Origin of the sequence: Phytomonospora sp. NPDC050363 (assembly GCF_040655735.1) — a bacterium.
In the GTDB taxonomy this organism is placed as follows: domain Bacteria; phylum Actinomycetota; class Actinomycetes; order Mycobacteriales; family Micromonosporaceae; genus Phytomonospora.
The window spans coordinates 161,569-187,115 of sequence record NZ_JBFAKK010000009.1; the positions used below are offsets into that span (position 1 = coordinate 161,569).

At 71.5% G+C, this 25,547-nt stretch carries 28 protein-coding genes; 13 read left to right on the top strand and 15 right to left on the bottom strand.

From position 1 onward, the window contains the following. Positions 1 to 28 precede the first annotated feature (28 nt). The 4 genes from AB0I28_RS24450 to cimA all read right to left on the bottom strand — a co-directional run bounded on the left by AB0I28_RS24450 (position 29) and on the right by cimA (position 3,832). A complete protein-coding gene (locus AB0I28_RS24450) occupies positions 29 to 1,417 on the bottom strand; it encodes a hypothetical protein (protein ID WP_357496921.1) in 1,389 nt (462 codons plus the stop codon). Further along, a complete protein-coding gene (locus tag AB0I28_RS24455) occupies positions 1,414 to 1,719 on the bottom strand; it encodes a hypothetical protein (RefSeq protein WP_357496923.1) in 306 nt (101 codons plus the stop codon). The genes AB0I28_RS24450 and AB0I28_RS24455 overlap by 4 nt, the downstream gene beginning before the upstream one ends. 136 nt (positions 1,720 to 1,855) lie before the next feature. After that, positions 1,856 to 2,179, bottom strand: a complete 324-nt coding sequence (locus tag AB0I28_RS24460; protein WP_357496925.1) for a hypothetical protein — start codon at positions 2,177 to 2,179, stop codon at positions 1,856 to 1,858. Between the two features lie 39 nt (positions 2,180 to 2,218). Next, on the bottom strand, positions 2,219 to 3,832 hold the full coding sequence (gene cimA, locus AB0I28_RS24465; protein WP_357496927.1) for a citramalate synthase: 1,614 nt from the start codon (positions 3,830 to 3,832) through the stop codon (positions 2,219 to 2,221). A 357-nt stretch (positions 3,833 to 4,189) separates the two neighbouring features. On the opposite strand from cimA, the gene AB0I28_RS24470 reads away from it, so the two are divergent. The 3 genes from AB0I28_RS24470 to AB0I28_RS24480 all read left to right on the top strand — a co-directional run bounded on the left by AB0I28_RS24470 (position 4,190) and on the right by AB0I28_RS24480 (position 6,662). Continuing rightward, positions 4,190 to 5,140, top strand: a complete 951-nt coding sequence (locus AB0I28_RS24470) for a ribose-phosphate pyrophosphokinase (RefSeq protein ID WP_357496929.1) — start codon at positions 4,190 to 4,192, stop codon at positions 5,138 to 5,140. Between the two features lie 415 nt (positions 5,141 to 5,555). Continuing rightward, positions 5,556 to 6,107, top strand: a complete 552-nt coding sequence (locus AB0I28_RS24475; RefSeq protein WP_357496931.1) for a peroxiredoxin — start codon at positions 5,556 to 5,558, stop codon at positions 6,105 to 6,107. Positions 6,108 to 6,110: 3 nt separating this feature from the next. Then, entirely contained in the window at positions 6,111 to 6,662 is a 552-nt protein-coding gene (locus tag AB0I28_RS24480; RefSeq protein ID WP_357496933.1) for a carboxymuconolactone decarboxylase family protein, read from the top strand. A gap of 35 nt (positions 6,663 to 6,697) precedes the next feature. Here AB0I28_RS24480 and AB0I28_RS24485 read toward each other — a convergent pair whose 3' ends face one another. The 3 genes from AB0I28_RS24485 to AB0I28_RS24495 are packed head-to-tail and all read right to left on the bottom strand — an operon-like array spanning position 6,698 to position 9,624. Continuing rightward, on the bottom strand, positions 6,698 to 7,369 hold the full coding sequence (locus AB0I28_RS24485; RefSeq protein WP_357496935.1) for an NUDIX hydrolase: 672 nt from the start codon (positions 7,367 to 7,369) through the stop codon (positions 6,698 to 6,700). After that, positions 7,363 to 8,031 carry an NUDIX domain-containing protein gene (locus AB0I28_RS24490; RefSeq protein WP_357496937.1) on the bottom strand — a complete coding sequence of 223 codons (669 nt, stop codon included), beginning with the start codon at positions 8,029 to 8,031 and terminating at the stop codon, positions 7,363 to 7,365. Before AB0I28_RS24490 ends, AB0I28_RS24485 begins: the two co-directional genes overlap by 7 nt. Positions 8,032 to 8,040: 9 nt before the next feature. Continuing rightward, positions 8,041 to 9,624 carry a carboxylesterase family protein gene (locus tag AB0I28_RS24495; RefSeq protein WP_357497257.1) on the bottom strand — a complete coding sequence of 528 codons (1,584 nt, stop codon included), beginning with the start codon at positions 9,622 to 9,624 and terminating at the stop codon, positions 8,041 to 8,043. 101 nt (positions 9,625 to 9,725) lie between these two features. Here AB0I28_RS24495 and AB0I28_RS24500 point away from each other — a divergent pair, with 101 nt between their 5' ends. Further along, complete coding sequence (locus AB0I28_RS24500) at positions 9,726 to 10,307, top strand: TetR/AcrR family transcriptional regulator (RefSeq protein ID WP_357496939.1); 582 nt, start codon at positions 9,726 to 9,728, stop codon at positions 10,305 to 10,307. Here AB0I28_RS24500 and AB0I28_RS24505 read toward each other — a convergent pair. Then, complete coding sequence (locus AB0I28_RS24505) at positions 10,304 to 11,476, bottom strand: amidohydrolase (RefSeq protein WP_357496941.1); 1,173 nt, start codon at positions 11,474 to 11,476, stop codon at positions 10,304 to 10,306. The two genes, AB0I28_RS24500 and AB0I28_RS24505, sit on opposite strands and share 4 nt — an antisense overlap. A gap of 99 nt (positions 11,477 to 11,575) precedes the next feature. Here AB0I28_RS24505 and AB0I28_RS24510 point away from each other — a divergent pair, with 99 nt between their 5' ends. Continuing rightward, positions 11,576 to 12,277 carry a GntR family transcriptional regulator gene (locus tag AB0I28_RS24510; protein ID WP_357496943.1) on the top strand — a complete coding sequence of 234 codons (702 nt, stop codon included), beginning with the start codon at positions 11,576 to 11,578 and terminating at the stop codon, positions 12,275 to 12,277. 1 nt (position 12,278) lies between these two features. On the opposite strand, the gene AB0I28_RS24515 is transcribed toward AB0I28_RS24510, so the two are convergent. Both AB0I28_RS24515 and AB0I28_RS24520 read right to left on the bottom strand, forming a co-directional pair. Beyond that, positions 12,279 to 12,680 (bottom strand): hypothetical protein, encoded by a 402-nt coding sequence (locus tag AB0I28_RS24515; protein ID WP_357496945.1) that lies wholly within the window; start codon positions 12,678 to 12,680, stop codon positions 12,279 to 12,281. An 11-nt stretch (positions 12,681 to 12,691) separates the two neighbouring features. Continuing rightward, positions 12,692 to 13,324 carry a YigZ family protein gene (locus tag AB0I28_RS24520; protein WP_357496947.1) on the bottom strand — a complete coding sequence of 211 codons (633 nt, stop codon included), beginning with the start codon at positions 13,322 to 13,324 and terminating at the stop codon, positions 12,692 to 12,694. A 61-nt stretch (positions 13,325 to 13,385) separates the two neighbouring features. Between AB0I28_RS24520 and AB0I28_RS24525 the strand changes: the two genes are divergently transcribed. The 4 genes from AB0I28_RS24525 to AB0I28_RS24540 all read left to right on the top strand — a co-directional run bounded on the left by AB0I28_RS24525 (position 13,386) and on the right by AB0I28_RS24540 (position 16,715). Continuing rightward, a complete protein-coding gene (locus AB0I28_RS24525) occupies positions 13,386 to 14,168 on the top strand; it encodes a tyrosine-protein phosphatase (RefSeq protein ID WP_357496949.1) in 783 nt (260 codons plus the stop codon). 37 nt (positions 14,169 to 14,205) lie between these two features. Next, complete coding sequence (locus AB0I28_RS24530) at positions 14,206 to 14,520, top strand: multidrug efflux SMR transporter (protein ID WP_357496951.1); 315 nt, start codon at positions 14,206 to 14,208, stop codon at positions 14,518 to 14,520. 87 nt (positions 14,521 to 14,607) lie between these two features. Then, complete coding sequence (locus AB0I28_RS24535) at positions 14,608 to 16,188, top strand: cation:proton antiporter (protein ID WP_357496953.1); 1,581 nt, start codon at positions 14,608 to 14,610, stop codon at positions 16,186 to 16,188. A gap of 83 nt (positions 16,189 to 16,271) precedes the next feature. After that, on the top strand, positions 16,272 to 16,715 hold the full coding sequence (locus AB0I28_RS24540) for an ABA4-like family protein (protein ID WP_357496955.1): 444 nt from the start codon (positions 16,272 to 16,274) through the stop codon (positions 16,713 to 16,715). Here AB0I28_RS24540 and AB0I28_RS24545 read toward each other — a convergent pair. Then, the gene (locus AB0I28_RS24545; RefSeq protein ID WP_357496957.1) at positions 16,708 to 18,000 is read right to left on the bottom strand and encodes a DUF2254 domain-containing protein; all 1,293 of its coding nucleotides are present in this window, start codon (positions 17,998 to 18,000) and stop codon (positions 16,708 to 16,710) included. The genes AB0I28_RS24540 and AB0I28_RS24545 overlap by 8 nt on opposite strands. A 273-nt stretch (positions 18,001 to 18,273) precedes the next feature. Here AB0I28_RS24545 and AB0I28_RS24550 point away from each other — a divergent pair, with 273 nt between their 5' ends. Both AB0I28_RS24550 and AB0I28_RS24555 read left to right on the top strand, forming a co-directional pair. Continuing rightward, positions 18,274 to 19,968, top strand: coding sequence for an ABC transporter ATP-binding protein (locus tag AB0I28_RS24550; protein WP_357496959.1), 1,695 nt, complete (start codon positions 18,274 to 18,276; stop codon positions 19,966 to 19,968). Continuing rightward, positions 19,969 to 21,612, top strand: coding sequence for an ABC transporter ATP-binding protein (locus AB0I28_RS24555; protein ID WP_357496961.1), 1,644 nt, complete (start codon positions 19,969 to 19,971; stop codon positions 21,610 to 21,612). Here AB0I28_RS24555 and AB0I28_RS24560 read toward each other — a convergent pair. Both AB0I28_RS24560 and AB0I28_RS24565 read right to left on the bottom strand, forming a co-directional pair. Next, positions 21,599 to 21,940 carry an MGMT family protein gene (locus tag AB0I28_RS24560; RefSeq protein WP_357496963.1) on the bottom strand — a complete coding sequence of 114 codons (342 nt, stop codon included), beginning with the start codon at positions 21,938 to 21,940 and terminating at the stop codon, positions 21,599 to 21,601. The two genes, AB0I28_RS24555 and AB0I28_RS24560, sit on opposite strands and share 14 nt — an antisense overlap. Beyond that, entirely contained in the window at positions 21,937 to 22,827 is an 891-nt protein-coding gene (locus AB0I28_RS24565; protein WP_357496965.1) for a DUF2867 domain-containing protein, read from the bottom strand. The genes AB0I28_RS24560 and AB0I28_RS24565 overlap by 4 nt, the downstream gene beginning before the upstream one ends. Before the next feature lie 59 nt (positions 22,828 to 22,886). Here AB0I28_RS24565 and AB0I28_RS24570 point away from each other — a divergent pair, with 59 nt between their 5' ends. Together AB0I28_RS24570 and AB0I28_RS24575 are read left to right on the top strand one after the other, a co-directional pair. Beyond that, complete coding sequence (locus tag AB0I28_RS24570) at positions 22,887 to 23,471, top strand: TetR/AcrR family transcriptional regulator (protein ID WP_357496967.1); 585 nt, start codon at positions 22,887 to 22,889, stop codon at positions 23,469 to 23,471. Between the two features lie 15 nt (positions 23,472 to 23,486). Beyond that, complete coding sequence (locus tag AB0I28_RS24575; protein WP_357496969.1) at positions 23,487 to 23,696, top strand: zinc ribbon domain-containing protein; 210 nt, start codon at positions 23,487 to 23,489, stop codon at positions 23,694 to 23,696. On the opposite strand, the gene AB0I28_RS24580 is transcribed toward AB0I28_RS24575, so the two are convergent. Further along, on the bottom strand, positions 23,693 to 24,910 hold the full coding sequence (locus AB0I28_RS24580; RefSeq protein ID WP_357496971.1) for a PrsW family intramembrane metalloprotease: 1,218 nt from the start codon (positions 24,908 to 24,910) through the stop codon (positions 23,693 to 23,695). The genes AB0I28_RS24575 and AB0I28_RS24580 overlap by 4 nt on opposite strands. 4 nt (positions 24,911 to 24,914) lie before the next feature. Continuing rightward, positions 24,915 to 25,517 carry a hypothetical protein gene (locus AB0I28_RS24585; protein ID WP_357496973.1) on the bottom strand — a complete coding sequence of 201 codons (603 nt, stop codon included), beginning with the start codon at positions 25,515 to 25,517 and terminating at the stop codon, positions 24,915 to 24,917. Between the last annotated feature and the right edge of the window lie 30 nt (positions 25,518 to 25,547).

A 25,547-nucleotide genomic window follows, 5' to 3' on the forward strand; every position in this document is an offset into this window, starting at 1 on the left:
CCGGGCGCGATGGCGGCGCCCACGCCCGTCAGCTGAGCCGGAATGCCCGGGTGGCGAGCACTTCGCCGCGGTAGCGCGACATCTGCCGGTCGATGTGCGCGGCGGCCTCGGGGATGTCCTCGGCGAGGTTGTCGGCGTAGCGGCCCGCGCCGTGGCAGGCGGGGAAGCCGTGGCGGCCGTCGGCGAAGTCGACTTCGTACCAGTCGGGGTGCGGGTCGAAGACGGCACCGAATCCACGTCCGTCGAGGGCGGGGACGATGTCGTGCTGGTTGGTGACGCTGGCGATCCACAGCCCCTCGGCGAGCGGTTCGCGGTAGTCGACGGGCGCGCCGACGGCGACGAGGTGCGTGAAGCGGTAGCGGCGGACCAGTTCGGGGTCCGACACGAAGTTCATCGCCACGACACCGCCCTGGCTGTGCCCGACGAGCGCGATCTCGGCACCGTCGGGAACGCCCGCCGCGGCAAGGACACCGCGCAGAGCGCGCGTATAGGCGGCCTCGGTGAGCTGGGCGTGGTCCTCGCCGGCGTCGCCGTGGACGGTGTCGGCGGTCATCCCGGGCAGCAGGAGCACGTGGCGCTCGGCGCCGTCGCGGGAGCGGATCCGCTGGAGGAGCACGTAGCCGAAGGGCCGCATGAGGCGGATGTTGCGGACGTGCGCGACGACCGTCCCCTCGTCCTCGACGAGCGAGGCGACCGCCTCGGGCAGCTCGACCTCCTCCGCGCGGCCCTCGCCGTGCTCGAAGGCCGAGGTCCAGGACATCGAGACGCCCAGGATCGGCTCGGAGGTGACGGGCCTGCCGGTGGCGAGGTTCCAGCCCACGGCGTCGTTGAAGGGGTTGTCGTCGAGCAGGGCGATGAGCCCGGACAGCTCGATGAACACCGGCGCGATGGCGCCGAGGGCCTCGCCGGTGCCCCGGTCGGCGATCATCCGGCGGAAGCGCAGGAGCGCCTCGGCCTGCCGGTCCTCCTCGACGGCGGCGATGAGCGCGGCCATGTCGGCGTCCTCGAACAGCTCGGGGTGCAGACGCGCGAGGCCCCGGATGCGGGCCTTCAGCGCGGTCGCGGCGACCAGGGAGGGCAGGCTCCCGGTGCCGTCGGTGCCGGTCAGTTTCGCCACGACCTTGCCCAGCCGCGTCGTCTCCGTGCCGCAGCCGAGACCGGCGTCGCCGGCGATGACGCGCGTGAGCTGGGCGGTGACCTTGGTGCCGGTGCGCGGGCTGGCGGCCAGCGAGCGCAGCAGGACCGGGTCGCTGAACAGGGCGGTGAGCCGGCCGGCGGTCGTGGCGATCTGCTCGGCGCACACGCCGAGGTCGCGGGCCAGGAGCATCAGCTCCTCGCTGTCCTTGGGCGCGGAGTCGGTCTGCTCGTGGTCGAGCTGGTGGCGCGCGTGCACGCGAGCGTGCTTGCCCTTGCTCATCGGCTCCTCCGGCTGCGAACGCGGCGAAAGACGAAGACGCCGGCGACGACGAGGGCCCCGGCCCCGGCGATGGCGGCCAGTTCGGGCAGGTGCCGCCGGACGGCCGGGGCCTCGACAGCGCGGGAGTGGACCTCCAGCGTCGAGGCGAGCTCGTCGAGCTGGCGGGCGACGGACTGGCAGCGCGCGCTGTGCGCGTCGAGTTCGCCGCTGAGGACCTCGTCGGGCGCGGCGGCGGGCATCTCGGTGAGGGCCTGGCCCTGCCTGCGCATGCGTTCGGCCTCACCCCGAACGAGTTCGGACATGGTGAGCACACGTCTCGGATCGGCTGGCATCGCTGTCCCCCCGGATCGCCGTCGGTCGGCTTCGGGCGTGTCCGGTGGATCACAGGACAAGCCCTAGGGTGACGTTATATGTCGCGAGCGCCCCGAAAGGCGCGGTTCAGCCGAAAGCCGCGCAACCGCCCATGAGCAGCAGTGTTCCGCAGATGGCGCCGACGAGGACCCCGACGCCCAGCTGGCGGGTCCTGGGGCTGAACATGAGCGCGAAGGCCGCGACGAAGCAGGCCGGCGTGGCCACCAGGCTGGAGAAGGAGCCCATCGCGAACATGTCGCCGATCGTGCCGCCCTGGACGGCGATGAGCCCGAGGACCGTCGCGAGGATCACCTGGACGATCAGGCCCAGGATGGCCCCCGCGACGATCCGTCGACGCGCGAGAGTCGGGTCGGGGCGGGCGTAGCCGTACCGGCTGTCGTTGAGGCTCACACGCCTAAGGTACTCAGCGCCGCCAACCCCGCCCTCGGCTCAACGGGCGGCCCGCTCCGGCGCCAGGGCGTAGGTGAGCGCGTCGACGAGGGCGTGCCAGCTGGCCTCGACGACGTTCTCGTGCACCCCGACGGTGGTCCAGTCGCGGTCCTCGGCCGAGGAGTCGATCAGGACGCGGGTGACCGCGGCCGTCCCGTGCGAACCGGCCAGGATGCGGACCTTGTAGTCGGCGAGCTCGACCTCGGCCAGCGCCGGGTGGTGGCGCTGGAGCGCCTGGCGCAGTGCCGAGTCGAGGGCGTTGACGGGACCGTTGCCCTCGGCGGTGGCGATGACGCGCTCGCCTCGGACGCGGACTTTGACGGTGGCCTCGCTGACGACGGCGCCGTCCTCGCGGTGTTCGACGATGACGCGGTAGGACTCCAGGCCGAAGGGCGCGGGGACGCTGTCGTCGAGTTCGTCGCGGACGAGGAGTTCGAAGGAGGCGTCGGCGGCCTCGAAGGACCAGCCGGCGGCCTCCAGCTGCTTGACCTTGTCGGTCACGCGCGCGGTGACCTCGGGACGGCCGGTCAGGTCGATGCCGAGCTCGGCGCTCTTGAGCTCGATACTGGCCCGACCGGCCATCTCGGTGACCAGGACCCTCATGTCGTTGCCGACGACCGCCGGATCGACATGGTTGTAGAGCTCGGGGTCCACTTTGATCGCACTCGCGTGCAGCCCCGCCTTGTGGGCGAAGGCGGCGTGTCCCACGTACGCCTGGTGGGTGTCGGGGGCGAGGTTGGCGATCTCGGCGACGGCGTGCGCGACGCGCGTCATCTTGGCCAGGCCGCCGCCCGGTAGGACGGGCAGCCCGAGTTTCAGCGAGAGGTTGGCGGCGACGGCGAACAGGTCGGCGTTGCCGGGTCGTTCGCCATAGCCGTTGGCGGTGCACTGCGCGTGCATCACGCCGGCCTGGACGGCGGTGATCGTGTTGGCGACGGCGCATGCGGTGTCGTTCTGGCAGTGGATGCCCAGCCGCACGCTCCTGCCCGCGGGCAGGGCCGCTTCGAGGCGGGAGCGCAGTTCGGTGACGACCTCGGTCATGTCGTGCGGGAGCATGCCGCCGTTGGTGTCGCACAGGACGACGACGTCGGCGCCGGCGACAAGGGCGGTGCGGACCACTTCGGTGCCGTAGTCGGCGTCGTGGCGGTAGCCGTCGAAGAAGTGCTCGCAGTCGAGGAAGACCTTGCGGCCCTTGGCGACGGCGTAGGAGACGGTGTCGGCGATCATGGCCAGGTTCTCCTCGGCCGTGGTGCGCAGCGCCCGGCGGACGTGCCGCAGGTCGGACTTGGCGACCAGGCACAGCGCGGGGGTCTCGGCGTCGAGGAGGGCCTTGACCTGGGGGTCGTCCTCGACGGCGCGGCCGGCCTTCCGGGTGGCGCCGAAGGCGACGAGGGTGGCGTTCTTGAGGTCGAGTTCGTGGCGGGCCCGGCGGAAGAACTCGGTGTCGCTGGGCAGTGCTCCCGGCCAGCCGCCTTCGATGTAGTCCACCCCGAGGTCGTCGAGCAGTCTGGCGACGGCGAGTTTGTCGGCGACGGAGTAGCCGATGCCCTCGCGCTGGGCGCCGTCGCGCAGGGTCGTGTCGTAGAGATGGAACTCGGCGGCGGGCTGGTTCATCTTGTGGCCGTCCTTCCGGTGTGCTGCCGGCCTTGCTGCGATGAGTCGGAACTGGGGAGAACCTGGAAAACAAGAAGACCCCCCGTGGTCACGGGAGGTCTGCGCGCTGTGGGTCTGTTCGACAGCGCGCTAAGGGCCGATAATGAGGTGGAGTCTCACGGCGCCGAGTATGCCAGTACCGTCCAGATCTTGACCAGTAATCCCACATCGCGGTATACGAGGCGTGTCGGGAACCCAACGCTCAGATCTTTCCCGGCATGCGATGATCCTCTCCGTGGCCGCGAGGATGAAAGACGAAGCCAGACCCCCACGAAGAATTACGCCGTGCGACTCGAAGTCGCAGGAAGGCGGTGCGCGATGACACGCGATGACGATCTTCTGGTTTTCGGCGGCTCGGCGAGCCCGGTTCTCACCGAGTCGATCTGCCGACACATGGGCATCGAGGCCGGTCTCGGGGAGGTCCTGCAGTTCTCCGACGGCAACCTCTTCGTCAAGGTCGGCGAGAACGTCCGCGGACGGCACGCCTACCTGGTGCAGTCGACGGTCTTCCCCGCCAACGACCACTTCATGGAGCTGCTGTTCTGGGTGGACGCGCTCAAGCGCGCCTCAGCCGCCTCGGTGACGGTGGTGATGCCGTACTTCAGCTATGCCAAGGGCGACAAGAAGGACGAGCCGAGAGTCTCGATCCGGGCCAGAGTCTGCGCCCAATCGATCGAGGCGGCCGGAGCCGACCGAGTGGTGACCCTGGACCTGCACGCACCGCAGATCCAGGGTTTTTTCGGCATTCCGGTCGATGACCTGTACGCACTGCCGACCCTGACCGAGGCCGTCGCCGCCGAGGGCCTCACCGACATGGTGGTGGTCTCCCCCGACGCCGGGTTCGCCAAGAAGGCGCGGATGTTCGCCCGCCGGCTCGACGCGCCCCTCGCGATCGCCGACAAGGAGCGAGTCGACCACAGCGAGGCCGCGCGCGTGATCGACCTCATCGGCGACGTGAAGGACCGGCACGCGCTGATCGTCGACGACTTCACCATCACCGCCGGGACGCTCGCCGAGGTCGCCGAGTGCCTCATCGGCAAGGGCGCCAAGTCGGTGCGCGCGGCCGTCTCGCACGGCGTGTTCACCGGCAAGGCGATGCATCGGTTGGACATGAGCCCCATCGAGACGCTGTGGATCACCGACACGGTGGAGAACCAGCCGGTGGACTTCTCACCGAAGGTGCGGGTCGCGTCGGTGGCGCCGCTGTTCGCCGAGGCGATCTCGCGGATCCACCGCAAGGAGAGCCTGAGCGTGCTGTTCGACCAGTAGAGGCCGAGATAAAGGGGCGCGGCGCCGGCACGGGCCGCGCCTTTCGTATGCCGGTTGCCGGCCAGGGCAACAGGCCGGCGAGGGCCCCGACGCGGACGGCGCCGTCCCGTCCGGCACTGACGGCGATCGGGCGGGCGTCGAGGCGTCGCCACGCAGGATCGTCGGCGGGCTGGGCATCGGGCGAGCCTGGGATCCCGCCTCGGCAACGCGAGAGCAGCGCCCCGCCTCGACCGCAGCCCAGCGTGCGGGCCCGCGGGCGCGTGTGACGCGTCGCCGGCCGGTGATCATGTTCACTAAGGCCCACCTCGGTGGGGACGGGCGAGCCCACGTCGGGCATACTTTTGAACGACTCCAGAAAGCGACGATCCGCTCAGCGAGTCATTACCCAACGTCACACATCAAGGAGAGCCTCAACGTGCTTACCGTCGGCGACCACTTCCCGGCCTACGAGCTGACCGCCTGTGTCTCCCTCGACCCGGACAACGCCTTCGCGACCATCGACAACAAGACCCACGAGGGCAAGTGGCGCGTGCTGTTCGCGTGGCCGAAGGACTTCACCTTCATCTGTCCGACCGAGATCGCCGAGTTCGGCCGCCTCAACGGCGAGTTCGCCGACCGCGACGCGCAGGTCCTCGGCTGGTCGGTCGACAACGAGTTCGTGCACTTCGCGTGGCGCAAGGACCACCCCGACCTGCGCGAGCTGCCCTTCCCGATGCTCTCGGACGTCAAGCGCGAGCTGACCGAGGCCGCGGGCGTCCTCGGCGAGGACGGCGTCGCCCAGCGCGCCACCTTCATCGTCGACCCGAACAACGAGATCCAGTTCGCCATGGTGACCGCCGGCTCGGTCGGCCGCAACGTGGCCGAGGTCCTGCGCGTCCTCGACGCCCTGCAGACCGACGAGCTGTGCCCGTGCAACTGGAACAAGGGCTCCGACACGCTCGACGCCCAGAAGCTGATGGCCGGGTAGTCCATGGGCATCGACGCGATCAAGGAAGCCCTCCCGGCGTACGCCAAGGACACCCGGCTGAACCTGGGCTCGGTGACGACCACGTCGTCGCTGACGGCTCAGCAGCTGTGGGGCGCGCTCGTCGCGACGGCCGTCGCCTCCCGCAACGGCACGGTCCTGCGCGAGGTCGCCGAGGAGGCCGCCAAGAACATCTCCCCCGAGGCTCTCGAAGCGGCCAAGGCCGCGGCCTCGATCATGGCCATGAACAACGTCTACTACCGGGGCAAGCACCTCATCGGCGATGAGGCCTACCAGTCCCTGCCCGCGCGCCTGCGCATGCAGGTGATCGGGAACCCGGGCGTCGACAAGGTCGACTTCGAGCTGTGGTGCCTGGCCGTCTCGGCCGTCACCGGCTGCGGAGTCTGCCTGGAGTCGCATGAGAAGACGCTGATCAAGTCCGGCGCCTCCCGCGACCACGTGCACGACGCGCTGCGCGTCGCGGCTGTCGTGCACGCCGCAGCGGTCACGCTCGACGCCGAAGCGGCGCTCGCGAGCTTAACCGCGCCGATCACCTGACGGCCCGTGCCCTGGAGGCGCGGGCCGTCGGCGTGTCACCAGTCGCAGCGTTCGACGAGGTCGTGGTTGCGGTCGAAGAGCGCCAGGGGCGCCTTCGGCCAGCCGTGCTCGATCCAGTGCCCGAGCCGCCAGGCGAGACGCCGCGGCCACACGGGCAGGCTCGCCAGCGCGCCGACCTCGACCCACACCGGCCGTTCGCCGGAGGGCAGGTCGAAGCGGTCGCTGATCTCCCCGGCGGCCTCCATCAGGAAGTAGTGCCCGAGCCAGAGCCTCGGCTCCCCCCGCCACTGGTGGTAGACGGTGGCGATCTCGCGCACGACCACGCCCGCGAGGCCGCTCTCCTCGGCCAGTTCGCGGACCGCTGCCTCCTCGGGCCGTTCACCGTTCTCCAGACCGCCGCCGGGGATCTCGAAGCAGCCCCGGCCGGAGCCGTCCGGTCGCGCCTGGACGAGCAGGATCCGGCCGTCGCGGACGACGATCGCACCGGCCCGGGTCCGATGCACGCGCTCACCGACGGGATCGTCGGGCAGGCCCTCGGCCTCGGGTTCCACGCCGGTCACCGCCGCCCGCAGCAGCCTCTCGGCCGCACCGAGCGGCCGGATGTCGGCGTGCAGGGCCTCGCTCAGCGAGACCTCGACGAGCCCCGCGGCCCGGCCGTCGGGAACCGCGTAGCCGCCGGCGACCGGGATCAGCCAGACCGTCACCATCGGCAGTCCGCCGACAGGTCGGTGTTGCGGTCGGCCAGCTCGACCACGTTCTCCGGCCAGCCGCGCTCCCACCAGTGCGCGATGCGCCAGCGCAAGCGCCTCGGCCACACCGCCAGCCCCGGCACGTCACCGACCGGCACCCACACCGGCCGTCCGCCGTCGAGGTCGAGGTCGGCGAGTTCGCCGATCTCGCCGCTCGCCTCGGCGAGGAAGTAATGGTCCAGGAAGAGCCCGGGCAGGCGCCGGCTGGTGCGCCAGATCCGAGCGATCCGCCGACCCGCGGTGGCCGTCAGGCCGGTCTCCTCGACGATCTCGCGGCACAGCGTCTCGGTGAGCGTCTCGCCCGCCTCGACACCGCCGCCGGGGATCTCGTAGACCGTCCGGGCGCCGGCGAGGGCGATCAGCAGCATCATGCCGTCGCGGATGATGACCGCGCCGACGCGGACCCGCGTGGGCTGGAGCAGGTCGGGCTCGTCAGGGATCCCGTCGGTGAAGGGACCGCCGAGGGCTTCGCGCAGTAGCCTTTCGGCTGCCCCGAGCGGCCGGATGTCGGCGTGCAGGGCCTCGCTGAGCGGCACGTCGACGAGCTCGGCGTCGCGCCCGTTCGGGACCGTGTAGCCGGCGGTGGCACGGGCGAGGCGGACAGTGGGTTCGGCGGGCATCCGGACAATCTAACCGCTCACCTCATCCCACAGGCCCCGCCAGAAGCCGCAGCCGTGCCGGGTGTCCTGGTCGACCGGCTCGATCCGGCCGGGCGCGAGCGCGAGCGTTCCGGCGTCGGCGAAGGCGGGCCACGATGGGAGGCCCGCGCCGTTGGGGTCGCCGGTCCGCGCGAAGTTGGTCCAGTAGGCGACCATGCGCGCCGACAGCTCCTCCTGCGCGGGCGTCGTGCCTGGTATCGGCCCCGGTGGCGCCCACAGGTAGGCCACGTCGGAGGCGTGGGCGGCGCCGAGCGGGAAACTCGGCGCGAAGGGCAGCGTGGAGGGAGCGCCGCGGTCGGCGAACTCGAAGGCGAAGACCGGCGCGGTCGTCGCGAAAAGCTCGTTGCGCTCGACGGCCGGGCAGGCCCACATGGCCGCGGTCATCGCCGCCGACCAGGCCAGCGGGGGGCTCTCGTAGTCGGCGAGGGGGTAACGCGCCAAGACCTGCGTGGCGTCCTCGCCGAAGGCGAAGGCGATCAGCTCGGCGTAGTTGCCCTCCGTGACCGGCTGTCCCGCGTGCTCGTAGAAGGCGGCGGCGACATAGCGGCTCTCGTCGCGGGTGGTGCCCGACAGGACCGGGACAGGCTCGCGCCGGCCCTCGGCGAAGACCACCCGCGGATCCTCCGGGATGGCCGGGGTTCCGTAGGCGGGGCTGCTGTAGGCGAAGAACTCGCCGCTGTCGACCAGCTCGTCGGGCGTCCTCTCCCGCAGGCAGGCCAGGACGTCCTCGCGGCCGGGGCACAGCCGCTCCCCCGTCGCGATCCCGCGTTCGGCGACGACCTCGCGCGGCGACCACGGCGGAACCGTCGGCAGCCCGGGAATCAGCCCGCCGCCGGGCAGGTCGCGGGTGCACAGACCGCTCTGGACGATGGCGCGCCGGTACAGGCCCGACGCGGCGGGCGAGGCGAGATGTCCGCAGACGCTCTGCCCGCCGGCGGACTCGCCCATGATGGTGACCTCGCGCGGGTTCCCGCCGAAGGCGCCGATCTCACGCTGAACCCAGCGCAGCGCGGCCTGCTGGTCGGCGAGCCCGAGCGCGCCGGCCTCGGGCAGGCCGGGATGGGCGAAGAAGCCGAGCATCCCGAGCCGGTAGTTCACCGTCACGACCACGACGTCGCCGCCGACGGCCAGGCGGCGCGGGTCGTAGTCGCCGCCGGCCTCCTCGACGAAGCCGCCGCCGTGGAACCACACGAGCACCGCCTTCGGTGTGCGGACCGAGCGCGGTGTGGCCACCTCCAGGTAGAGGCAGTCCTCGTCTCGGCTGGCCTGGCCGTCGAGAGCCGGTTCCTGCACGCAGCGCCTGGTCTCGCCGGTCGCGTCGCGCACCCCCCGCCAGTGCCCGGGAGGCTGCGGGGCCTCCCATCGCAGCTCGCCGACGGGTGGTGCGGCGAAGGGGATCTGACGGAACCAGCGGTGGTCCCGGCCGGCCTCACCGCGCAGGATCCCGGCCGAAGTCCGCACGAGGGACGGGCCGGCGGCCTCGGCGGCCGCGCCCGCCACGAGCGTCGCGGCCAGTACCAGCACCGCCGCGAGCAGCGAGGTCATGCGTCGCACAGGTTTCAAGTGATCCTCCCGATTTTTTACCATGCGACTGCATTGTAAAACCAGGCGACCTAGAATCGCCATGCGCTCGCACGGGAAAAACGGAGGGGCGGATGCCCAAGCAGGTAGACCACGCCGAGCGGCGGCGCCACCTCGCCCGTGCCGTCTGCCGGATCATCGCGACCCGGGGCCTCGACGCGGTGAGTCTGCGCGACGTCGCCGCCGAGGCGGGCGTGTCGATGGGCGCGGTCCAGCACTACTTCAAGACCAAGGAGGACATGCTGGTCTTCGCGCTCGAAGACGTCAACGAGCGCGGCGCGGCGCGGGTCGGCGAATACCTGGCCGCCATCCCCGACGCCGGCCCTCGCGACACCCTGCGAGGCGTCCTGCTCCAGATGCTGCCCGTCGACGAGGAGAGCCGCGAGGCCGTCGCCGTCGGCCTGGCGTTCTGGGCGAAGGCGGCCACCAGCCCGCGACTGGCCGAGCATCTGCGAGAGGGCTACGGCGCCCTGCGTGACCTCATCGCGCTGCTCCTCGGACAGTCGAAGCCGGCCCCCGGCGTGGACGCCGCCGACGAGGCCGACGCGCTCTTCGCCCTCGCCGAGGGCCTCTCCTCGCACATCCTGGTCGGCCACCGCGAGCCGGCGACGGCCGTCCGGATCATCGACGCGCAGCTCGCGCGTCTACTCCCCTAGACCAGCTCGCCGTCGCGCGCGACGATCCGTCCGTCCTTGACGACCAGCGACCGCACCGGGCGCAGCACGACGGCCTCCGCCGAGTTGCGCACGTCGACGACAACGAGGTCGCCCGGCGCCCCCACGGTCACGCCGTAGGCGCCGAGTCCGGTGACGCGGGCGCCGCCGAGGGAGGCGGCGTCGACGGCGAGGGCGATGTCCTCGTCGGTGGAGAAGCCCGCGTGCTTGGCCTGGAAGAAGGCGCGTTCGAGCATGTCGCCGGTGCCGTAGGGGCTCCAGAGGTCGCGCACGCCGTCGTTGCCCAGGGTCACCGCGACGCCGGCCTCGTTGAGCTCGCGCAGCGGGAGGGCGGGCGAGGGCGCGGTGGAGGCGAGGCTGATCCCGGCCTCGGCGACGAGGGCGATGAGCTTGTCGCGGGTCTGCGGGTCGGCGCCGGTGAGGGCGAAGCCGTGGCTGATGGTGACCTTGCCCGCCAGACCGAGGGCGCGAGTGCGCTCGGCGATCAGCTCGAACTGGAAGACGCCGAGGGTGCCCCGGTCGTGGAGGTGGATGTCGACGCCGACGCCGTGCTTGTCGGCGAGGGCGAAGACGACGTCGAGGTGCTTGACGGGATCGCGGTCGACGCCGGCAGGGTCGATGCCGCCGATGTGCTCGACGCCGGCTTCGAGCGCCTTCTCCAGAAGCTCGACGGTGCCTGGACTGATGAGCATGCCGGTCTGCGGAAAGGCGACCAGTTCGGCGGTGATGCGGCCGTCGAGGCGTTCGAGCGCGGCACGGACGGCGGTGACCGAGGCGAGGCCGACCTCGGGGTCGACATCGACATGGGTTCGCACGTGTGTGGTGCCGAGGGTGACCATGTGTTCGAGCAGGGCGGTGACATAGTCGGCACTGGGGATGCCCAGCTCGGGCCGGCGGACCACGCCGTTGCGGATCTTGTTCATCAACCCCGGCGGCGCCGAGTGCGGCACCCACGGGCCGCCCCACAGCGTCTTGTCGAGGTGGGCGTGGCCGTCGACGAAGCCGGGCAGGACGAGTCGTCCGCCCAGGTCCTCGACGGTGGCGCCGGGAGCTTCGATGCCCGGCGCGATCCGCGCGATGCGGCCGTCGCGGACATGGATGTCGGTGCGGACGCCGTCCACGGTGGCGTCGCGCAGGAGCAGCTCGGTCATGGGGGTCCTCTCGCAGGGCTAGAGTTAACGGTATACCACTATCCGGGGGTCGCGGACTAGTACCGTCGAGCACCCGACCGCCCGGCAGCGAGGACCGACGTGACAGAGACCGGACGCCCAGGTGCGCTGCGCGACCGCGTGTACGAGACGCTGCGCCGCCGGATCGTCGAGGCGACCGCGCCTCCCGGCCAGCGGCTCGTCGAGCGCGACCTCGCCGCCGAACTGGAGGTCTCCCGCATCCCGCTGCGCGAGGCCCTTCGCCTCCTGGCCGCCGACGGCCTCGTCGTGACGGTCCCCGGCCGGGGCACCATCGTCAGCCCTTTCACCCCCGACGACGTCCGCGACCTCTTCGACGTCCGCGAGAGCCTCGAAGTCCTCACCGCCCGCCTGGCCGCCGAGCGCGCCGACGCCGACGGCCTCGCCCGCCTCCGCGGCCATCTCGACCGGGCCCGCGCCGCCATGGCCGAAGGCGACCACGCCGCCGTCATCGACGCCAACGCCGACTTCCACGACGAACTGGTCACCCTCGCCGGCAACGCGCTGCTCGCCTCGATGGCCCGCCCGCTGTCGGGCCGCACGCGCCGCCTGTTCCACCTGACCGCCGACCGCGACCAGTCCGTCCAGTGCGCCGAGCACGAACAGCTCTATGACGCCATCGCCGCCCACGACGCCGTATCGGCCGCCGAGCACGCCGCGCGCCACGTGACCAGCGGCCGGGAGCACTCGCTGGCCGCCGCGGCGAACTGGAGCGAGATGGACGCCGAGAGCCTCACCCGCACCCGTCGCCGGACGCGCCGGTAGTTCACTCCACGATCGGCGGCTTCAGCAGCCAGCGCTCGATGACCTCGACGAGCTCGTCGAGGTCGGTGGTCTCGTGCGCGGCGGCCACGTTGTCCCAGTCGGGATCGAGCAGCACGACCCGAAACAGCCTCCGGTACCAGCCGACGTCGAGGGCCACGTCGCGCCAGGTCTTGGCGGCGTCCAGCCACGGCGGACGCGCGCGCTGCATCCAGACCAGGTCCTCGGAGTCGTTCACCTCGACCAGACCGGAGTCGAGGAGGCGGGCATCGAGGGCGTTGTGATGCACCGTCCAGCCGCCCGGAACCCGCAGCGGGATGATTCCCCACGCCGGCCCGACGTGCGCGATCAGCGGGGAATCCGGCGGCAGCGCCAGCTCGGGGCGGTCGCTCTCACGGTCGGCCATGAGGCCGCACCCTAGCCGCCCTCGTCAACCGGCACTTCAACGTAGGTGGAGGCGCCCTCGGTCAGCACCGCCCGGCCGGCGGTCGCCTCGGCCGCCCACGCGGCGAAGGCCGCGAGCTCGGTGTCGGGCACGAGGACGTCCTGCGCGACGCCGGCGCCGTAGCGGACCTCGCCCAGCCGGTACCCGCGACCGTGCAGGTCCCCGACGAAGCGCCCGGCCGCGACGTGGTCGACCTCCACGGTCACCACCGTCACCGGCAGCCGCTCGACGGCGCCGACCGCGTCGAGCGCGACCGCGACAGCCTGCCCGTAGGCGCGAACGAGCCCGCCCGCACCGAGTTTCACGCCCCCGAAATAGCGGGTGACGACCGCGACGGTGTCGGTCAGCCCGCGCCGGTGCAGGACCTCCATCATCGGCACGCCCGCCGTGCCCGCGGGCTCCCCGTCGTCGCTGCTCTTACCGAGTTCGGCGTGCTCGCCGAGGACGTAGGCGGTGCAGTTGTGCGTCGCCGCGCGGTGCTCCCGCCGCCGCTCGGCGATGAAGGCCGCGGCGGCGTCCTCGGTGGAGACCCGGCCGACGGCGCAGATGAAGCGCGAGCGCCGGATCTCGATCTCGGTGACTGCGTCGCGACTGATCATCCGCATGGCCCCATCATGCCGGGCGTGGCTGGTTAGGCTACGGCGACCGAACTTCCGAGGAGGACCCATGGCCCGCCACATCCCGCTCGAAGGCTCCCCGAACGTCCGCGACCTGGGCGGCTACGCCACCGCCGACGGCCGGACCTTGGTCGAGGGGCGGCTCTACCGGGCCGGTTCCCTCAACGCGCTCACCGACGACGACCTCGCCGCCGTCACCGCGCTGAAGCTGGCCACCGTCGTCGACTTCCGCACCCCCGGCGAGATCCAGGGCGCCGGCGCCGACCGCCTCCCCGACGGCCTGACCGCGACGCTCCTGCCGATCGGCGGCGGCGATCTCGACCAGTACTACAACGCCGCCTTCGATCCCGAGGAGAGGGCGCGCCTGCTCGAAGGCGGACGCAACGCCGAGGCGCTGGTCGGCATCAACCGCGGCTTCGTCTCCAGCGCCACCGAGCGCGAGCAGTTCGCCGAGGCCCTGCGGCTGATCGCCGATGCGGAGTCGCTGCCGATGCTGTTCCACTGCACGGCCGGCAAGGACCGCACCGGATGGCTGTCGGCGATCCTGCTGACCGCTCTGGGCGTCGACCGCGAGACCGTCACCGCCGACTACATGCTGTCCAACGAGTACTTCCTGCCCGGCGGCGAGGAACTGCTGGCCAAGCTCGCCGGCTCCGGACTCGATATCGACGCCGATCTCTTCCGTCCGCTCATCGAGCAGCGCCCGGCCTACCTGGAGGCCGCCTTCGCCGAGGCCGACGAACGCTTCGGGTCCTTCGACGGTTTCCTCCACAAGGGACTCGACCTCGACGACGACACGCTCGACGCGCTGCGCGCCGCCTTGCTCGACTGACCGGCCGCGGCCGGATCGGCTGGCCTAAAGTGACCAGATGTCGTGGATCCTGCTGGTCGTGTCCGGTTTCCTGGAGACGGCCTGGGCGATCGCCCTGGAACGTTCACAGGGCTTCACCAGACCCGTGCCCAGCGTCATCTTCGGCGTCGCCCTGGTGGCGAGCATGGTCGGGCTGGGATTGGCCCTGCGCGAGATCCCGGTCGGCACGGGTTACGCCGTGTGGGTCGGGATCGGCGCGGTCGGCACGGCCCTGGTCGGCATGATCTGGCTCGGCGAGCCGACCAACATCGCCCGCATCGTCTGCCTGGTCCTGATCGTGGCCGGCGTCGTCGGCCTGAAGGTCTTCCACTAGCCACACCCCTCGCGCCCCTCAACGCGGAACGGCAACCGAGATCTGGGGAGCAGGCATGCACGCCAACGGCGAGTCCGGCGCGACCCGATGAGCGAACTGGCCGTCGGTTTCATCCTCGTCCTCGGCGGGATCCTGCTCACGCCGCTCGCCGAGCGGATGCGGGTACCCGCGCCGGTGCTGACCACGATCTTCGGGTTGATGCTCGGGCTGGTCCCGAGCCTGCCGGACCTCAGCATCCCGCCCGAGGCGATGCTGCCGCTGCTGCTGCCGCCGTTGCTGTACGCGGCGGCGCGGCGCTCGTCGTGGCGGGAGTTCGCCGCCAACGTCAAGCCGATCCTGGTGATGGCGGTCGCGCTGGTGTTCGTGACGGCGGCCGTGGTGTCGCTGGTGGCCGCCAGCGTGCACCCGGCCCTGCCGATCGGCGGGGCGATCATCCTCGGCGCGATCGTCTCGCCGCCCGACGCCGCCGCCGTCACCACGATCGCCGGTCGCCTGGGACTCCCCCGCCGGCTGGTGACCGTGCTGGAGGGCGAGGGCCTGTTCAACGACGTGACCGCGCTGACGCTCTACCAGGTCGCCGTCGCCGGAGTCGTCGCCGGATCCTTCTCGCCGTGGCGGGCGATGGGCGAGTTCGTCTACTCGGGCGCCGCGGCCGTCCTCATCGGACTGCTGGTCGGGCTGTTCGCCAAGGTCCTGTTCGACCAGCTCTCCGACTCGCGGCTGACGACCGCGCTGAGCCTGCTGGTCCCCTATCTCGCCTACATTCCCGCCGACGAGGCCGGCGCGTCGGGCGTGCTGGCCGTGCTGACGGCGGCGTTCTTCCTCGGCGGGATCAGCGGCGACCCCGACGACATCGAGGGGCGGCTGGTCGCCGGGTCCTTCTGGGACGTCACCGAGCTCATGGTCACCGCGATCACCTTCGGCCTGATCGGGCTGGAGCTGGTGAACGTGTGGCACTCGGTCGGGCCGGCGGCCGGGCGCCTGATCTGGACGGCGGTCCTGATCGGCGGCGTGGTCATCGCCGTCCGCGCGCTGTGGATGATGGCGGCCTACTTCTTCAGCCGCAGCGGGCGGCTCTGGAGCGGCCGTGCGCTGGGATGGCAGGGGGCGCTGGTCATCGCGTGGTCGGGGATGCGCGGTGTCGTCACGATCGTGACGGCGCTGGCGCTGCCCTTCACCACCGACTCGGGCGAGCCGCTGCCGGGCCGCGACCAGATCCTGTTCGTGGCGATGATCGTGGTGGTCCTGACGCTGTTGTTGCAGGGGCTGACCCTGCCCTGGCTGATCGCGCGCATCGGGCTTCGCGTCGACGCCGAACGCGAGGCCGCCGCGACCCGCAAGGTTCACGAGGTCGCGCGCGAGGCCGCCTTCCAGCGGCTCGACGAACTCCTGGGCGAGGACGGCCTGCCCACCGACGCCGCCGAGCGGATGCGGGCCCGCTACGAGCTGATGTTCACCGATACCGAGGATCTGCCCGAACCCGGCCAGCGCAACGAAAGGGAGCGCATGCTGGCCTTCCGTGACAAGCTGCGCGAGACCGAGCGGGAGATGATGTCGGCGGCGAGAGCAGCACTGCTGGCAGCCCGGACGCGTCCCGGGTACGACCCGGCGATCATCGACCAGGTGATGTCGACGCTGGACGTTCGCTCCGCCGGCCTCGGCGGTTGAACCGGTCGCCGTTCCGGGCGGGTAAGGCTATGGATAGCGGCTAGTATCGTTATCCATAGCCTCACCACCCCGGAGCGCACCCCATGCCCGAGACCCTGTTCAGCCTCGTCTTCGTCACCGCCGCGCCGTTCTGGTTCCTCATGATCGTCCTGCCCGCCTGGTCGTGGACGCATCGCATCGTCTCCTCGCCGCTCATCGCCGCCCCCGCGGCCGCGATCTACGCCGTCCTGGCCATCCCGCGGCTCGGCGACCTGCTCCCCGCCGTCGCCCGGCCGACGATCGACTCCGTCACCGAACTCCTCGCCACCCCCGACGGCACCGCCCTGGGCTGGGCGCACTTCATCGCCTTCGACCTCTTCGTCGGCCGCTGGATGTACCTCGACGCCCGCGAGCGCGGGATCCACCCGGTACTGATGGCCCCGATCCTGCTCCTGACGATCCTGCTCGGCCCGCTCGGTTTCCTGCTCTACCTCGCCGTCCGCTTCCTGCCGGTCGGGAAGCGGCGCGAAACCCGCGAGGCTAGCTGATCCCCTGCCGGTCGGGCACCAGCGCGAAGCCCCGGTCGGCGACCCCGCCGCCCGACGCCTCGACCGCCGCGACCAGCAGCCGCCGCTCCAGCCGTACCGCGTCGGCGTGCACCGGCAGGGCGATCGCCTCCAGGTCGTCCAGCGCCGCCATGAGCCGGCGCGTGACCTGGGGCGTGCCGACCCCGCAGAGCCGCACCTCGGTGAACGCCTGGGCGATCATGCCCGCGAAGCTCGGTTCGGCCAGCACGACGCGCAGCCGGCCGCGCCGGTCGCGCCAGGCGGTGGCGCTGTCGGGCTCGGTGATGACCCGCGCCAGCACCTGATGCAGGCGGTCGATGGCGGCCACGGCGGTCGTCGGGTCGTTGATGGCCGCCGACAGCGCCCGGATGCAGATGTCGGTCAGCTGCCGCAGCCCGAAGCCGACGTCCTGGTACATGCTCCGCTCGGTCCCCACGCTCAGGCACCGCACGAGACCGCGGGCCCGGACCGGCGTCCCGCCGTGCACGCGGAAGACCGGCGTCCCCGTGGTCAGGAAGTCCCCGACCTCGGGCACCACCTCGACGACCGCTCCGGCGCGGCGCGCGATCCGGATCAGCCTCGACAAGTGCACGTCGCGGAGCACGCCGGAGCGCCCCGAGTGGCGGACGACGGCGTCGGGCTCGGCCGGCAGCGGGGCGAAGTCGGTGTCGAGGTGCCAGTAGCGCAGCGCGCGCATGGTCTCGGCGACGATCCGCTCCATCACGAAGGTGACCCGCATCAGCCGCAGCGTCGAGTTCACGTACAGCACGAACAGCACGAGACAGATCTGCACGAGGACCAGCGCGATGAGGGCCGAAACGATCGGCACCGACACCAGCAGCTCGGGATCCTTCTCGTCGTCGTAGCCGAGCTGGACGCACAGCGCGAACACGAAGGTCGCCAGCGTCACCGAAAGCGTCGCCTTCGTTATCCGGCTGCGCACGTACAGGCGCAATACGCGTGGCGAGAACTGGCTCGACGCCATTTGCAACGCCACCAGTGAAATGGAGAAGACGACACCGACAAAGGTCAGCATCGCCGCGGCGACCCCGGAGATGATTCCGCGCGCGGCGTCCGAGAAGGACTGAAGACTCGCGACGGCGTCGACTCCACCGGCCGACCTGGCGCCGCCGACGATGACCTCGTCGGCCGAGGTCGCCAGCCAGACCAGTCCCCAGGCCAAGACCATCGCCACCAGCGGCGCGAACCAGAGGGTGTCGCGCAGGTGCTCGCGGATCGGGGAGCGGGGCCGCCGCCACATCGCCATGCCGATGAGGTTATGCGCGATGCGGGAGCAATGCGGACCGATGCCGCCATATCCGTCGCGTCCAAGGTGGATCGCCGGGTCGATTCCGGGCGGAAATCCGGGCGCGTTCGATCGCCCCCACTATTTAAAGTTAGCAGCCGAAAAAGCGAAATGACAGGCTATATTTTCGCAGGTCAGCGGCCTAGAGTCGGAATCGGCCATCTTCGTCGACCTCACCGCCGCAAACGGCGGGTGCCCTCGCACGCCCATTTTCGCGCGATCACCAGGAGGACCATGCTGCTCCGCCACGTCCGTCCACATTGGCCATTGGCCGTTTCGCTCGTCTTCTGCCTGCTCGCCACGACCGCGCTCCAGCTGCTCGGCCCCGGGCTCCTCGGCGCGTTCGTCGACGGCGCCACCTCCCGGGCCGCGACCGGCGCACTGCTCACTCTCGGCCTGATCTACCTCGCCTCCGTGCTCTGCGGAGGTGTCTTCGACGTCCTCGCCGAAGCCGTGGGCGGCCGCCTCGCCTGGCGCAGCACCAACGCCCTGCGCGAGGACCTGCTGCGCCACTGCCTCAACGCCGACCTGGACTTCCACTCCCGCCACTCCCCCGGCGAACTCATCTCACGCGTCGACGGCGACACCGCCAAACTCGCCGACTTCGCCTCCCGCCTGCTGATCATGCTGGCCGTCAACGTCCTGCTGATGCTGGGCATCAGCGCCGTCCTGTTCACCGTCGACTGGCGCATCGGCCTCGGCTGCGCCCTCCTCATCATGTTCGGGATGTCCCTGGTCCGCCGGATGGTCGGCACGGCGGTGTCGGCCACGACCGCCACCAGCGCAGCCGCGGCCGACGTCTGCGGCTACGTCGAGGAACACGTCCGCGGGATCGAGGACCTGGCGCCCAACGGCGCCACCGCCCACACCCTGCACGGCCTGACGGTCCGCAGCGGGATCCTCTACCGGGCCCGGAAACACTCGGTGCGCCTCCAGGTCCGATGGCCCCGGACGGCGCAGCACCTCAACTGGATCGCGGTCGTGGCCGGACTGGCCGGCGCGATCGTGCTCCACCAGTCCGGAGCGCTCAGCCTCGGCGACGTGTACGCGGTGGTGGCGTACCTGACGCTGCTGCGCGTGCCGCTGCTGACGATCTCCAACCACATGTCGCAGATCGACGAGGCACTGGCCGCGCTGCGCCGCAGCCGCGAACTGCTCGCCGAGGCCCCGACGATCGTGCCCGGCGACACCGATCTCCCGGCCGGCGCGCTGTCGGTCGAGGTGGACGCCGTCGAGTTCGCCTATGCCGACCGCGCGGTCCTTCGCGGGGTATCGCTGACGGTGCCGGCCGGGAAGCAGCTGGCGCTGGTCGGCGTCTCCGGTGGCGGTAAGACGACGATCGCGCGTCTGCTCACCCGGATGCTCGACCCATACGCCGGTGCGGTCCGGGTCGGTGGAGTCGACCTCCGGGAGGTCAGCGCCGCCTCGGCACGCGGCTCGATCACCTACGTGACGCAGGAGGTGCGCGTACTGGCGGCCTCGGTGCGCGACAACGTGGCCGTGTACGACGACGGGATCACCGACGCGCGGATCACCGAGGTACTGCGGACCGTCGGCCTCGGCACCTGGCTGGCGGGTCTGCCCGAGGGCCTGCGGACGGTGCTGGGCGGCGAGCACGGCCTGTCGGCCGGGCAGGAACAGCTGCTGGCGATCGCGCGGGTCCTGCTGCGGGATCCGGGTCTGGTGATCCTCGACGAGGCGTCCTCGCGGATCCCGCCGGCCGACCGGGAGGCGGTGTCGGCTGCGGTCCGGACGCTTCTGTCGGGACGCACGTCGGTGCTGATCGCCCACCGGCTCGACACGGTCGCCTCCGCCGACGCGGTGGCGGTCGTCGAGGACGGCCGGATCGCCGAGTACGGCACCTACACCGAGCTGTCGGCCGACCGCGGCTCGCGGCTCGCCCGCGCCCTGTCTTCCGTGGAGGCCTGAATGACCCGATCGCGAATGCGCGACCTCTTCGTCCAACACTGGCCGCGCCTGGCCCTGATCCTCGCGTGCTGGGTGCTGCTCCGGCTCGGCTTCGTGGCCTCGGCGCTGCTGCTCAAGGAGGTGTTCGACGAGCTGACCGGCGGCCGGACGGGCCTGTCACTGTGGCTGCTGCTGGCGGTGCTGGCCGGCACCCACCTCGCGCGCACCTTCCTGTGGTTCGACGTGATCATGGGGCGCCTGGAGGTCTGGTACTCCGAGCGGATCATGGTGCAGTTGCGCCTCAACGTGCTGGCGGGGCTGTTTCGGCGGCCGGCGGCGACGACGGCGGATCGGCCTGTCGGCGACGTGGTCGACCGCTTCGACCGGGACGCCGCCGAGCTGCGGATCGTTCCACTGTGGACGGCCAGTGTCGCCTCACGCGTGCTGAACATGGTCCCGCTGCTCGGCATCATGCTGTCGGTGAGCGCGCCGGTCACGGTCGGCGTGGTGCTGCCCTTCGTGGTCGTCTTGGGCGTCGCCAGGATGATGGCCGGTCGCGTCGCCGCCCAGCGGGCGGAGAGCAGGTCGGCCGCCGCCGAGGTCGGCGCCGTGATCGGTGAGTCGATGCGCGCGGCGGGGACACTGCGCGCGCTGGGGCACCAGGAGCACGCCGTATCGCGGTTGCGCTCGCTCGGGAGGCACCGCGAACGGGTCTCCGTGCGCGAGCAGGTCTTCGGCGCGGTCCAGTCCTCGGTGTACCTCCTGGCGACGAACCTGTCGGCCGGGCTGATCATGGTCCTGGCCGCCCGGTCGATGGCGGCGGGCGAGCTCACCGTCGGCGACATGACGCTGATGGTGGCCTTGTCGTCGACCTTGGGCGACCTGGTGTTCTTCGTGGGCATCTCGATGCGCAAGTGGCGGCAGGCGCGGGTGTCGCTCGACCGGCTGTCGGCGCTGGTGCCCGATCACTCGGTGACCGCCCCGGCGCGCACCTGGCTGCGCACTCCCCCACCGGAGCCGGCGCCGGTTCCCGGCCGGGCCGAGCCGCTGGAATCCTTGCGGGTCAAGGGACTCAGCTGCCGGTACGCCTCCGGAGGTGGCGTCGACGGCCTGGACCTGGAGCTTGAGCCGGGTGCGCTGACGGTGCTCACCGGCGCCGTCGGCACGGGCAAGACGACGGCCCTGCGCGGGATCCTGGGCCTGCTTCCCCGGCAGTCGGGGGCGGTGCTCTGGAACGGCGCCGAGGTCGACCCGGCGAGTTTCCTGGTCGCGCCACGGATCGGCTACGTGCCGCAGGTCCCGCACCTGTTCACCGGCACCGTCGCCGAGAACATCCGGCTCGGAGCCGGCGGCGACATCGGGCACGCGGTGGGGGTCTCGGTCCTGTCGGCCGACCTCGACGCGCTCCCGGAGCGCGCCGACACGCTCATCGGCGTCGGCGGGCGCAGGCTGTCGGGCGGGCAGGCGCAGCGGGTCGCGCTGGCCCGGGCGATCCAGCGACGCCCGAGGCTGCTGGTCCTCGACGACGTCGACAGCGCCCTCGACGCGGTCACCGCACGCGAGCTGTGGGACCGGCTGCTCGGCGACGGCGGCTACACGGTCTTGGCGGTCACCCACAATCCCTACGCGCTGTCCCGCGCGGGGCGGGTGATCACTCTGGGCTGACGTCCTCGGTGTGCCACCGGGCCTTGCGGAGGTCGAGCCTCGGCATGTGCCCGGTGGCGGCGCGCCCGGCGTCCTTGAGCGGCGTGCCCTCCTCGCGGTAGTGGGCGAGGGCGCGCTGCTCGTGGCCGGGCAGGAACTTCCCGTCGGCGCGCACCACCCGCCACCAGGCGACGGCCGATCCGTAGAGGGTCATGACACGCCCGACCTGCCGCGGTCCGCCCTCCTCAAGCCATTCGGCGAGGTCGCCATAGGTCATGACCTTTCCCGGCGGGATCAGCTCGGCGGCGGCCAGGACCCGCTCGGCGTATTCGGGGAGTTCGTCGATCACCGCACCATCATGCCGCCGACGGTTTCCCCGCGCCCCGGGTGGCAGGCCCGGGCCACCGCGCGCTTGAGCATCGCCTTGACGAAGACACGGTGGAAGGGCGTCACGAGGCCGAAGTAGAGGCGCTCGCGGCGGCTGCGCAGCCGCACGAGGGTCGACATGTGCAGGCGGTCGCCGGTGAGGAGGACCGAGACGCGGAAGTCCACCGGGGACGTGTCGCCGATGAGGATCTCGCGTCCGGCGGCGGCGTGGGTGGGGAAGGGCCGGTGGAGGAAGATCGCCGAGGCCCAGGCGGCCGGGTCGGCCGACATTCCCGGGCGCAGGCGGATCGTGAAGGAGTCGCGGTAGTCGACATGTTCGAAGGCCCCATGGGCGAGGGCCGCCTCGGCGGGAATGTCGTCGCCGCGGGGCTTGTCGCGCAAGACGAGGCGGCGGCACACCCGGACCCACGCGCTCATGCGGTGGGGGCGGGCGAGGCGCCCGGTGGCGGCGCGTTCGATGTTGTCCAGCGACTCCTCGATCAGGGCGTCGTGGCACCAGCGGATCATGAGCGGCCAGGTCAGACGGCCGGCGCCGGTGGCCCGGCCTTCGAGGACATGGGTGACGACGCTGCGGCCGGGGCCGGCGGCGGTCACCTCGAACTCGTGGAAGCCCTCGACGCCGATCCCGGGGTGGAAGGCGAAGCGGACTCGGCCGGGTTCGCACTCGGCGACCTCATAGCGGACCGGCCCGTGCCCTCCCGAGGCGCCGACCGACAGGGGCCGGTCGAGGCGCAGGGGCCACCAGGTCGGGGTGGGCCAGACGCGGTCGCCGACGGCGGCGAGCGTGCCGAGCAGATCCGAGACGAGCGGGGCGGGGGCGTCGACGACGCGGGTGTGGACGTTTCGCACGGTGACCTCCGAGGTTCCATACGCGACCGTATGGTCCGACCGTACGCTAGCGTATGGTCATGACGCAACGTGGTACGCGCCTCAGCGCCGAGGACTGGGCCGACGCCGCCTTGGAGGCCCTCGGGCGCGGCGGACTCGCCGCCGTGGCGGTCGAACCGCTCGCCACGAGGCTCGACACCACCAAGGGCAGCTTCTACTGGCACTTCCGCAACCGCGACGCCCTCATCGAGGCGGCTCTCCTGCGCTGGGAGGAACGCGGAACGACACAGGTCATCGCCGACATCGAGACCGACCCCGACCCGGTCGCAAAACTCCGCCGGCTCTTCGCCACCGTCATCGGCCACGGCCTCACCCACCGCATCGAGCTGTCCCTGCTCGCCTCGGCGGACCATCCGGCCGTCGGACCGGTCCTGCGACGCATCGGCGAGCGCCGCGTCGCCTATGTCGCGCAGCTCTTCGGGGAGGTGGGCTTCGAGGCGGCCGAGGCACACCGCCGGGCACTGATCGGTGTCAGCGTCTATCTCGGCAACACGCAGCTGGCCAGCACCGCGCCCTCGGTCCTGCCCGCCACCGACGCCGAACGGCTCGCGCTGATCTCCTCGACGGTCGACGCGCTCCTGGCGGGTGCGCCCGGGCCCTTCTGACGCTACGATCGCGGCATGCCACGCTACGACTACCGCTGCCGCGCCTGCGGAGCCACCTTCGAGCTCACCCGCCCGATGAGCGAGTCGAGCGACCCCGCGACCTGCCCGCAGGGACACGAGGACTCGGTCAAACTGCTGTCGACGGTCGGCCTGACCGGAGGGGCGGCCGCGCCCGTCGGAGGCGGTGGCGGCGGGGGCTGCTGCGGTGGAGGCTGCTGCTCCTAACGGGGTTCGGCCCCGACATCCTCGCCATCCTGCTTGCGGGTCTTGCGGCCGATCCGGCGCTTGGCCGGTGAACTCAGCTCCTCGCGGATGGACAGGATGTTCGCCCGCCCGACGAGCACGTCCGGCGCGGTCGCCAGGTCCCCGTCGGCCCGCTCGCACCTCGCCTTGGCCTCGCCCAGGACGACCTGCGCGCGCTGGAGCCTGCGCACGATCCGCTTGCCGTAGAGGCCGTAGTCCTTCGCGGCCTTCTTGCGCGCCAGCCGACGCGTGCGCAGCGTCCGCATCGACTCCAGCTCCTCGGGCCTGACCACCGCCTCGGGCTCGTCGCGCATGATCTCGATGAACCAGTGCCACTCGCGCCGGGCCGAGATGCGGTACAGGACGAAGAAGAAGATCAGGATCAGCGCGCCCTTGCCGTAGACGGCGAAGAAGGCCAGCCCCTTGGGCAGCCACGCCGGCAGCGGCGAGTTCCACAGGAAGTGCAGCGCCCAGGCGGCGAAGAAGCACAGGGCGGCAACGCCGTAGCGCACCCACCGCTTGCGGCCGGTCTGCGTGACCGCGAAGGCGATGCCGAGCCCGGCAACCCCGCTGTAGACGGGGTGGCTCCACGGGCCGGCGATGAAGATCCGCAGCAGCGTCACCGACACCGAGCCGGACAGGTCGCTGTTGGGATTGCTCACGGCGTTGTTGATGGCGTAGGACAGGTTCTCCACGACCTGGAAGCCCAGCCCCACGAAGGCGCCGTAGATCAGTCCGTCCATCGAGCGCTGGAAGTGCTCGCGCACGATCAGCACCAGGCAGACCACGCCCAGGGTCTTGATCCACTCCTCGTTGATCGGTCCGGCCAGCGCCGCGCCCCACTTGGTGGCGAAGTCGACCCCGTAGGCCTTCGTGATCAGCGAGACCATCGCGTTGTTGGCGATGATCGCGATCGACGTGGCCACCAGCGCGCCCCACAGCAGCGCCGCCGCGCGGACCGCCGCCGGCTCGCGCTCGAAGAGGTCCATCCGGCCCAGGATCCAGATGAACACCGCCGCCAGCACCGCGTTGAGCCCGATCGGCACGAACAGCGCGCCCGCCAGGTGGTCGAAGGCGCCGCTGAACTTGTCGCCGACGTAGAGCAGCCCGAACGCCAGCAGCCCCACGTACAGCCAGAACGCCGGCCTGCGGACCCGCACGAAAGTGCCCTGGCCCTCCATGACCACGCGCGTCATCACATCAGGCGACATCGCTCACCTCAAGGGTCGCCAGGATGGCGGTGATGTCGTTGAGCTGGTCCTCCAGCCGCCCGAGCGGTGCGACGGCCACGATCACGGCGGCCACCGGGCCCTTGCCGACCACGATCAGCGCGCCGCTGTAGCGCTCGCCGGTCAGGTCGCCCCAGTAGCCGCTCAGACCGGTGGGGGTGGTGTAGGCGCGCGAACCGGTCTCGAACAGGACGCGGTCGCCCATCCGCAGATCGCGGGCCTGCCGCTCGAAGAGGACGAGGATGTCGTCGACACCGCCGATGGCGCTGGTGCGCACCACGACGGGACTGTGCACGAGGGTCACGGCGCTCGGGCGGTTCGAACCGGTCTCGGTGATCCAGCCGTCGCCGGGGACGGTGAACCACGCGCTGCCCTTGCCGGCCGCTCCCGGGTTGGAGCTGGCCTGGAGCGTGATGACGGTCCCGGCGGCGACCCCTTCGTCGCCGTCCACCGCGGAGTCCAACTGGGTCCACAGCACGGCGGGGGCGAAGACGGCCAGCGCTAGCAGAACCGCCGACCAGAGCCTCCCCCGCTCCAGCCCGAACCTGTTGAGACGTACCGCGCCTTCGATCACGTCCGCCCCTCCGTGACGTTCGGTGCCGCC

What these genes read in the sequence shown, in the direction of transcription:
- AB0I28_RS24450 (WP_357496921.1), bottom strand. Translation starts at nt 1,417, where the DNA reads ATGAGCAAGGGCAAGCACGCTCGCGTGCACGCGCGCCACCAGCTCGAC.
- AB0I28_RS24455 (WP_357496923.1), bottom strand. Translation starts at nt 1,719, where the DNA reads ATGTCCGAACTCGTTCGGGGTGAGGCCGAACGCATGCGCAGGCAGGGC.
- cimA (WP_357496927.1), bottom strand. Translation starts at nt 3,832, where the DNA reads ATGAACCAGCCCGCCGCCGAGTTCCATCTCTACGACACGACCCTGCGC.
- AB0I28_RS24470 (WP_357496929.1), top strand. Translation starts at nt 4,190, where the DNA reads ATGACACGCGATGACGATCTTCTGGTTTTCGGCGGCTCGGCGAGCCCG.
- AB0I28_RS24480 (WP_357496933.1), top strand. Translation starts at nt 6,111, where the DNA reads ATGGGCATCGACGCGATCAAGGAAGCCCTCCCGGCGTACGCCAAGGAC.
- AB0I28_RS24485 (WP_357496935.1), bottom strand. Translation starts at nt 7,369, where the DNA reads ATGGTGACGGTCTGGCTGATCCCGGTCGCCGGCGGCTACGCGGTTCCC.
- AB0I28_RS24490 (WP_357496937.1), bottom strand. Translation starts at nt 8,031, where the DNA reads ATGCCCGCCGAACCCACTGTCCGCCTCGCCCGTGCCACCGCCGGCTAC.
- AB0I28_RS24500 (WP_357496939.1), top strand. Translation starts at nt 9,726, where the DNA reads ATGCCCAAGCAGGTAGACCACGCCGAGCGGCGGCGCCACCTCGCCCGT.
- AB0I28_RS24505 (WP_357496941.1), bottom strand. Translation starts at nt 11,476, where the DNA reads ATGACCGAGCTGCTCCTGCGCGACGCCACCGTGGACGGCGTCCGCACC.
- AB0I28_RS24515 (WP_357496945.1), bottom strand. Translation starts at nt 12,680, where the DNA reads ATGGCCGACCGTGAGAGCGACCGCCCCGAGCTGGCGCTGCCGCCGGAT.
- AB0I28_RS24520 (WP_357496947.1), bottom strand. Translation starts at nt 13,324, where the DNA reads ATGCGGATGATCAGTCGCGACGCAGTCACCGAGATCGAGATCCGGCGC.
- AB0I28_RS24525 (WP_357496949.1), top strand. Translation starts at nt 13,386, where the DNA reads ATGGCCCGCCACATCCCGCTCGAAGGCTCCCCGAACGTCCGCGACCTG.
- AB0I28_RS24530 (WP_357496951.1), top strand. Translation starts at nt 14,206, where the DNA reads ATGTCGTGGATCCTGCTGGTCGTGTCCGGTTTCCTGGAGACGGCCTGG.
- AB0I28_RS24535 (WP_357496953.1), top strand. Translation starts at nt 14,608, where the DNA reads ATGAGCGAACTGGCCGTCGGTTTCATCCTCGTCCTCGGCGGGATCCTG.
- AB0I28_RS24540 (WP_357496955.1), top strand. Translation starts at nt 16,272, where the DNA reads ATGCCCGAGACCCTGTTCAGCCTCGTCTTCGTCACCGCCGCGCCGTTC.
- AB0I28_RS24545 (WP_357496957.1), bottom strand. Translation starts at nt 18,000, where the DNA reads ATGGCGATGTGGCGGCGGCCCCGCTCCCCGATCCGCGAGCACCTGCGC.
- AB0I28_RS24550 (WP_357496959.1), top strand. Translation starts at nt 18,274, where the DNA reads ATGCTGCTCCGCCACGTCCGTCCACATTGGCCATTGGCCGTTTCGCTC.
- AB0I28_RS24555 (WP_357496961.1), top strand. Translation starts at nt 19,969, where the DNA reads ATGACCCGATCGCGAATGCGCGACCTCTTCGTCCAACACTGGCCGCGC.
- AB0I28_RS24570 (WP_357496967.1), top strand. Translation starts at nt 22,887, where the DNA reads ATGACGCAACGTGGTACGCGCCTCAGCGCCGAGGACTGGGCCGACGCC.
- AB0I28_RS24575 (WP_357496969.1), top strand. Translation starts at nt 23,487, where the DNA reads ATGCCACGCTACGACTACCGCTGCCGCGCCTGCGGAGCCACCTTCGAG.
- AB0I28_RS24580 (WP_357496971.1), bottom strand. Translation starts at nt 24,910, where the DNA reads ATGACGCGCGTGGTCATGGAGGGCCAGGGCACTTTCGTGCGGGTCCGC.